The sequence below is a fragment of the Arenimonas sp. genome (assembly GCF_019459675.1).
Taxonomy (GTDB): Bacteria; Pseudomonadota; Gammaproteobacteria; order Xanthomonadales; family Xanthomonadaceae; genus Arenimonas.
In genome coordinates, this window is record NZ_JAIBFH010000338.1 from 1 (window position 1) to 7,795 (window position 7,795).

Annotated in this window: 5 protein-coding genes; 4 read left to right on the plus strand and 1 reads right to left on the minus strand. The window is 67.3% G+C overall.

Features of this window, described 5'->3' with window-relative positions; translation table 11 throughout:
• Window positions 1-161: 161 nt before the first annotated feature.
• Window positions 162-1,118, minus strand: a complete 957-nt coding sequence (gene gshB / locus K0M70_RS11325; RefSeq protein WP_290781963.1) for a glutathione synthase — start codon at window positions 1,116-1,118, stop codon at window positions 162-164.
• A 185-nt stretch (window positions 1,119-1,303) separates the two neighbouring features.
• On the opposite strand from gshB, the gene pilG reads away from it, so the two are divergent.
• The 4 genes from pilG to K0M70_RS11345 form a co-directional block, all read left to right on the plus strand.
• Window positions 1,304-1,693: a twitching motility response regulator PilG gene (gene pilG / locus K0M70_RS11330; protein ID WP_290781964.1), complete on the plus strand. Its 390-nt coding sequence runs from the start codon at window positions 1,304-1,306 to the stop codon at window positions 1,691-1,693.
• A gap of 10 nt (window positions 1,694-1,703) precedes the next feature.
• Complete coding sequence (locus tag K0M70_RS11335; protein WP_290781965.1) at window positions 1,704-2,258, plus strand: chemotaxis protein CheW; 555 nt, start codon at window positions 1,704-1,706, stop codon at window positions 2,256-2,258.
• A 60-nt stretch (window positions 2,259-2,318) separates the two neighbouring features.
• Window positions 2,319-4,364, plus strand: a complete 2,046-nt coding sequence (locus tag K0M70_RS11340) for a methyl-accepting chemotaxis protein (protein ID WP_290781966.1) — start codon at window positions 2,319-2,321, stop codon at window positions 4,362-4,364.
• Between the two features lie 79 nt (window positions 4,365-4,443).
• Window positions 4,444-7,795: Hpt domain-containing protein (locus K0M70_RS11345; RefSeq protein ID WP_290781967.1), on the plus strand; the 3,352-nt coding region annotated here is incomplete at its 3' end.

The following is a 7,795-nucleotide window of genomic DNA, read 5'->3' on the forward strand; positions in this document are numbered from 1 at the left end:
TCGGCGCCTTGGCCCGTCGCGAGAGATTTTGCAGTGACCGCCCCACCAGTTGCTTGCCGGTGCCCCCCACGCCCAGGATCAGCACGCCGAACGCCACCAGCGACAGCGCCAGCGTGGCGCTGAGCCGCTCGCCCGGGCCGATGGTGGGTGCCGCGGCCACCTCAGTCCCGGCCGGCCCGCCGGGCCTCGATGGCGTCGAACAGCTGGCCGGCGATGTTCAGGCCGAACTGGGCGTCGAGTTCGCGCACGCAGGTCGGGCTGGTGACGTTGACCTCGGTGAGCCAGTCGCCGATGACGTCCAGGCCGACGAACAGCATGCCCCGGCGCTTGAGCTCGGGTCCCACCTGCGCCGCGATCCAGCGGTCGCGGTCGGACAGCGGGCGACCCTCGCCGCGGCCGCCTGCGGCCAGGTTGCCCCGGAACTCGTCGCCCTGGGGAATGCGGGCCAGGCAGAAGGGCACCGGCTCGCCGTCCACCAGCAGGATGCGCTTGTCGCCGTCCTTGATTTCCGGGAGGAAGCGCTGGGCCAGCGCCAGGTGGCGGCCGCTGTCGGTCAGGGTTTCCAGAATCACGTTCAGGTTCGGATCCCCGTGCCGCACCCGGAAGATGGAGCGCCCGCCCATGCCGTCCAGGGGTTTGAGCACGGCCTCGCCCTGTTCGGCCACGAACGCCCTGAGCTCGGCGGCATCGCGCGAAACCCGGGTGGGCGGGCAGCACTGGGGGAACATCAGGGCGCCCAGCTTCTCGTTGAGATCGCGCAGGCCGCGGGGGTCGTTCACCACCAGCACGCCCTCGTCCTGGGCGACCGACAGGATGTGGGTGTCGTGCAGGAAGTCGGCGTCCACCGGCGGGTCGGTCCGCATCAGCACCACATCCATGTCCGCCAGCGGCCGATTCAGGGTGGGGCCCAGGCTGAACCAGTCGGCGGGATCATCGCGAAGCTCGGCCGTGGCCATTCGCGCCATCGCCCGGGGGCCATCCAGCGAGAGTCCGCCGTGCAGCACGTAATGCACGCGATGCCCGCGACGCTGCGCCTCAAGCATCATGGCAAAGCTAGTATCCTTCCCGATCTTGATCTTTCCGATCGGGTCCATGACCACGGCTACGTCCAATGCCATCAGCGCCTGCAACTTCTCGGTATGGGGCCTTAGCCTATCAGGGCGCCCCCGGATCGTGCGCTGGGTCACGCCAGGACTGGGACGCGCTTGACACATTCGCGCCCGGCTGGGATATAAGCTAATAGAACGGCGGCCCCCGGACTGGGGTCGGCGCTGCCAGGGAAAGCACAGTAATGGGGAGTGAGATGGAAGAGAACCACCTGGCCGGCTTGCGGGTCATGGTCATTGACGACTCGAAAACCATCCGTCGGACGGCAGAGACCCTGCTAAAGAAGGAGGGTTGCGACGTCGTCACGGCCACGGACGGCTTCGAAGCCCTTTCCAAGATCGCCGACCATCAGCCGCAAATCGTCTTCGTCGACATCATGATGCCGCGTCTGGACGGCTACCAGACCTGCGCGCTGATCAAGAACAACCAGATGTTCAAGTCCACGCCGGTGATCATGCTGTCGTCCAAGGACGGGCTGTTCGACAAGGCCCGCGGTCGCATCGTTGGCTCCGAGCAGTACCTGACCAAGCCCTTCACCCGCGATGAGCTGCTTACGGCCATCCGCAAGTACGTTCCCGCCGGCTGAGGTCGCGACCATGGCCAAGCCACAGCACACCAAGCGCCCGGGGCCATTCGAAACGCTGCTGGACTACGAAGTCCGCTCGCTGGCGCACGACCCGGGTCGTCCCGAGACTGTCGAAGCGGCCGGGCATTGGCGCGGCGTCGGTTTCCGGCTCGGCCAGCGTCGCCTGGTGTCTTCGTTCGACGAAGTGGTGGAAATCCTGCCGTTGCCGCCGGTCACCGGCGTGCCGGGTGCGCACCCCTGGATGCTGGGCGTGGCCAACGTGCGCGGCAGCCTGCTGCCGGTGGTTGACCTCAAGCAGTTCCTCGAGGGCGAGCGCACGGTGGTGCACGAGGGGCAGCGCTGCCTGGTGATCCGGCAGTCGGGCGGCAACGTTGCTGTGATCATCGACGAACTGTTCGGCCAGCGAACTTTCAACGACACCCACCGGGCCGAGATGGCCGGCGAGGGTGACGGTCGTTACGGTCATTTTGTCGGCCAGGCCTACCGCCTTGCCGACCAGACATGGGGGGTGTTCAACATGAACCTGTTGACCCGTACCCCGGAATTCCGCCAGGCCACTGCTTGAAAAGTGGCACTTTGTGATTTTTGTACTTTTTGTCTTAAAAACAGGGGTTGAGGTCCACTCATGAGCACTAATCCGCGCTCGTTCACCGACACGCTAACCAACATCGGCCTGCGCTTCTGGGCGATTGTGCTGATCGTCTCGCTCGCGGTACTCGGCGCGAACTTCATCTACGCCGGTTACCTCGCCGGTCGAGAGGACAAGGCCCAGGCCCTGACCGCCGACCTGCAGGTGCTGTCGCAGCAGTTGGCGAAGTACACGCAGGAAGCCGTCGACGGCAACGCCGACGCCTTCACCGAGTTCAAGGCGACCAAGACCCGCATCGACTCGATCGTCGCCGCACTGCGAACCGGCAGTGCCGCCGAGGGCGTGGATGGCTACGAGGGCAACCCCAACGCGCTGGGTGTCAGCAGCGCGCTCGGCAAGGTCACCGAGACCTGGCAGCCGATGGCGGACGCCGCCACCCGGATCGAGCAGAGCGAAGACAAGGTGCTCAACCTCGCCGACACCGCCGCGCAGTTCACCGCCCGGGTGCCGCGACTGGCCTTCCAGCTCGATGAGGTGGTGCGGGCCCTGTCCGACGCCAACGCCTCGGCTTCGCAGATTTCCATCGCCAACCGCCAGATCGTGCTCGCCGACCGCATGTCGCGCCGCGTGACGGAAATCGTCGCCGGCGGTGACAACACGATGTCGGCGGCCGATGCGCTTTCGCGCGACGCCACGGTGTTCGCCAACGTGCTCGACGGCCTGCGCAACGGCAACGTGGAGACCGGCGTGAACCGCCTGGAGACCACCGCCGGCCTTGCCGCGCTGGACGCAGTGGAAGCCCAGTGGACCGACGCCCAGGCCGACCTGGACGTGGTTCTGGGCGCCTCGGCCGACCTGGCGGAAGTGCAGGAATCGGCCACGCAGATCTCGGAAGAGTCCAACGTGCTGCTGGAGAACGGCCAGGCGCTGTTCACCAGCTTCGACAACATCAACTTCGCCCGCGTCTTCCCCAACAACTACTGGGCCATGGGTGGCGGCATCGGCGCCGTGGTCGGCCTGTTCTTCCTGCTCGGCACCATCTTCCGCGACCAGCGTCGCCGCCTCGGCACCACCCAGGAGCTCAACCAGCGCAACCAGGAGGCCATCCTGAGGCTGCTGGACGAAATGGGCTCGCTGGCCGAAGGCGACCTGACGGTCAAGGCCACGGTTACCGAAGACATCACCGGCGCCATCGCCGACTCCATCAACTTCGCGGTGGAAGCGCTGCGATCGCTGGTGTCCACCATCAACGAGACGGCCGTGCAGGTCGCCGCCGCCGCCCAGGAAACGCAGGCCACTGCGATGCACCTGGCGGAAGCCGCCGAACACCAGGCCCAGCAGATCGCCTCGGCTTCGGCGCAAATCAATGAAATGGCGTCGTCCATCGACGAGGTGTCCAAGAACTCGGTCGAATCTGCCGACGTGGCGCAGCGCTCCGTGCAGATCGCCGCCAAGGGCGCCGAAGTGGTGCGCCAGACGATCCAGGGCATGGACAACATCCGTGACCAGATCCAGGAGACGTCCAAGCGAATCAAGCGCCTGGGCGAAAGCTCGCAGGAAATCGGCTCGATCGTGGAACTGATCAACGACATCTCCGAGCAGACCAACATCCTGGCACTGAACGCCGCCATCCAGGCAGCCTCCGCCGGTGAAGCCGGCCGAGGCTTCGCGGTGGTGGCCGACGAAGTGCAGCGACTCGCGGAACGCGCTTCGAACGCGACCAAGCGAATCGAAGCCCTGGTCCAAACCATTCAGTCCGACACCAACGAAGCCGTGAGCTCGATGGAACAGACGACCGCGGAAGTGGTCGCCGGTGCCCGTCTGGCCGAGGACGCCGGCCTGGCCCTGGGCGAGATCGAAAAGGTCTCCAACGACCTCGCCGACCTCATCCAGAACATCTCCCAGGCGGCGCGCCAGCAGTCCAACGCGGCAACCAGCATCACGGCCACCATGAGCGTGATTCAGGAGATCACCACCCAGACCTCGCACGGTGCGAACCAGACGGCGGAGTCGATCGGAAACCTCGCTCAGCTGGCTGCCGACCTGCGTCGATCGGTCGCGGACTTCAAGCTGCCGGGCTGATGCCCGGAACCGTTGGGTCAATGGAATTTCCACGGCGCGGCCGCCCGACCAGGCGTCCGTGCCCTGACAGGACCTCGGCATGAGGCTTCACGAGAACATCGATTTCACCACGCTCACTTGGGTCAAGCCCGAGCTCGACGAAACCCTGCGCCAGGCTCGCCAGGCGCTGGAGGCTTACGTCGAGGAGGGCGAGGATCCCGGCCAGCTCAAGGCCTGCGTGAACTACCTGCACCAGGTGCAGGGAACCCTGCGCATGGTCGAACTCTACGGCGCCGCCATGGTCGCCGAGGAAATGGAGCAGCTGGCCCAGGCCCTGGCGGACAACCGCGTCGCCGAGCGTGAAACCGGCTATGCCGCGCTGATGCGCGGCATCGTGCAGCTGCCCGATTACCTCGAGCGGCTGCAGAGTGGCCACCGCGACATTCCCATCGTCCTGCTGCCGCTGCTCAACGAGCTGCGCGAGCCGCGCGGCGAGAAAGGCCTGTCCGAATCGGTGCTGTTTTCCCCCGACCTGTCGCGTCCGCTGCCGCCCAGCGCCGATGGTCCGGCTTCCCCGCTGGCGGTTGACGAGCTCAAGCGCCGCGCCGATACCCTGCGCAACCTGTTCCAGGGCGCGCTGCTTCGCTGGCTCAAGGACGACAACAGCGCCGCGACCATCCGCGACCTCACCGACGTCTGTGAACAGCTGGTTCCCATCACCGACGCCGAACACGCCCGCCGCCTGTTCTGGGTTGCCGCTGGCACCCTGGACGCGCTGGCCAAGAACGCCTTCGAAGCCACCAAGCCGCTCAAGCAGGCGCTGGCCAAGGTCGAGCGCGAGATCAAGCGCCTGGCCGACGGCGGCGATGCCGCGTTCCGCACCGATCCCCCGCTGGAGCTGACGCGCCAGCTGCTGTATTTCGTCGCGCACGCGCCTACCGACCATGGCCGCATTGGCGAAATCCGCACTGTGTTTGGCCTGGGCGAATACATGCCCAGCGAGTCCGAGCTGGCCCATGCCCGCGGCAGCCTCAGCGGCCGCAACCGGGCGCTGCTGTCCACGGTCGCGGCGGCCATCAAGGAAGACCTGCTGCGCGTGAAGGACGCGCTCGATTTGCACCTGCGCACCAGCGACGCACCCGCGGATGCGCTGAACGACCAGGTCGAGGCGCTCGACCGGGTAGCCGACACGCTGGGCATGCTGGGCCTGGGCGTCCCGCGCCGCGTGGTCCAGGACCAGCGCAACGCCATCCATGCCCTGGTCAGCGGCGAACGCGTGGCGGATGAGTCCAGCCTGCTCGACATCGCCGGCGCGCTGCTTTACGTCGAAGCCTCGCTTGACGACCAGGTCGCCCGCCTTGGCGAATCCGACGACGGCGCCGCCAGCGCCACCGCGCCTGACGAATCGGTGTTGCCCAGCAACGAGGCCCGCAAGGTGCTCGAAGTGCTGGTGAAGGAGGCCATCGCCAACTTCGCGCAGGCCCGCCAGTGCTTCGTGGCCTTCGTGGAAACCCACTGGGACCACGCCCAGCTGGCCGATGTGCCGCGCCTGCTGGAAGAAGTGTCCGGTGCGCTGCGCATCCTCGAGCTGGAGGACGCGCCCAAGTACCTGGGTGCGGTGCGCCGTTTCACCGAAAGCGAACTGTTGCGTCGCCACCGCGTGCCCAACGGGCAGCAGATGGACCGCCTGGCCGACACTCTCGCCAGCCTCGAGTACTACCTCGAAGCCCTGCGCGACCGTCGCCCCAAGCGCGACCAGATCCTCGACGTGGCCAAGCAGAATCTCGAGGCGCTGGGCTACTGGCCGCTGCCGGCTGAAGACCTGGCGTCGATGGCCAGCCGCATTCCCTCGGCTGCGCCGGCCGAGGCGCCAGTTGTTCTGGCGGCCTCCGAGCCGGTGGCCGAGTCCGCCGCCGAGCCCGTGGCCGAGGCGGTTGAGGTCCTCGACCTGCCCGCCGACGCCCCGACAACCGCCGTGGCACCGGCGCCGGTCGCTGCGCCCGCGCCGTCCTACGGCCAGGCCGCCGTGGCCGGTCTGCCGATCATTCCCGGCTTTGATGGCTCCAGCGACGAGATCGACGACGAGATCCGCGAAGTGTTCCTGGAGGAATTCCAGGAAGAAATCGGCAGCCTCGAACAGCTGCTGCCGAACTGGCGCAAGCAGCCTGACAACATGGAGCAGCTGCGGCCGATCCGTCGCGTGTTCCATACGCTCAAGGGCAGCGGCCGCCTGGTCGGCGCCAAGGCGCTGGGCGAGTTCAGCTGGAAAGTCGAAAGCACGCTCAACCGCGTGCTGGACAACACCCGCAGCGCCAGCCCGGCGGTGGTGTCGCTGATCGAGAACGCGTTCAACACGCTGCCCCTGCTGCGCGCGGCGCTGCAGGGAGAGTCGGTGCACGCCGACCTCGAGGGTATCCAGCAGCTCGCCGATCGCGTTTCGGCGGGCGAAGAAGTGTTCTACCAGCCCGTGCAGTTCGCCGCCGTCGCGCCGTCCGAAGCCGAGCCGGCGCCTGCGGTGGTTGCTGAAGCCGAACCGGTCGAACTCCCGGCAACGTCTTCGTTCGGCATCGAGGTCGAGTCGGCCGAAGAGATCGAGGGCGAAGGGTTCGCCATCGACCCGGTGCTGTTCGAGATCCTCAAGCCCGAAGTGGCCGGACATCTGGAAACCGTGGACGCCTGGCTCGACGCCTGCCGCGCCCGCGGCCCGCAGCCGGTTACCGACCAGTTGCTGCGCGCCATCCATACGATGAATGGCGCGTTCGCCATGACGGAAGTCATCGCGCTCACCGATATCACCGCGCCGGTCGAGGCGTACATGAAGCGTTCGCTGGCCAGCCAGACCACGCCAAGCCAGGAAGGCGTGGCCGTCGTCAGCGACGCTGCCGTGGCCATCCGCGAGGTGATCGTCGAGCTCGAGCGTCCGCGTCCGTCGCTGCCGCAGTTCCACGAACTGGCGGCGCGCGCCGTGCATCTGCGCGACGCCTTGCCCGAGTCCATGGTGCCCATGGCGCTGCACCCGGAAGAGCCGGAAGGCCTCATGCCGACGGCGGTGCCGATGGAGGCGCCCGATATCTCGGGGCTGCCGACCTTCGCCGACGAAGCCTCGTTCGAGTCCGACGCCGCCGAACCCGTGTTCGAACAGGAACGCGTTTCCCTCGAGGCCTTCCTCGATGCGCCGATGCCGGTTGACGCCGGCGCGCCGTTCCTGTCCATCACCGAATCGGACCGGGCCAGCGCCGGCCCCGATGCGACGGATGAAGCGTCGCAATATGCGGATGGAGATTTCCTGGCGGCCGCTGAACTGGCCGCTGAACTGGCCGCTGCCGAAGCCGCCGCTGCCGAAGCCGCCGCTGCTGAAGACGCCGCTGCCGAGGCCGCTGCTGCCGAAGCCGCCGCTGCCGAGGCCGCTGCTGCCGAAGCCGCCGCTGCCGAGGCCGCTGCTGCCGAAGCCG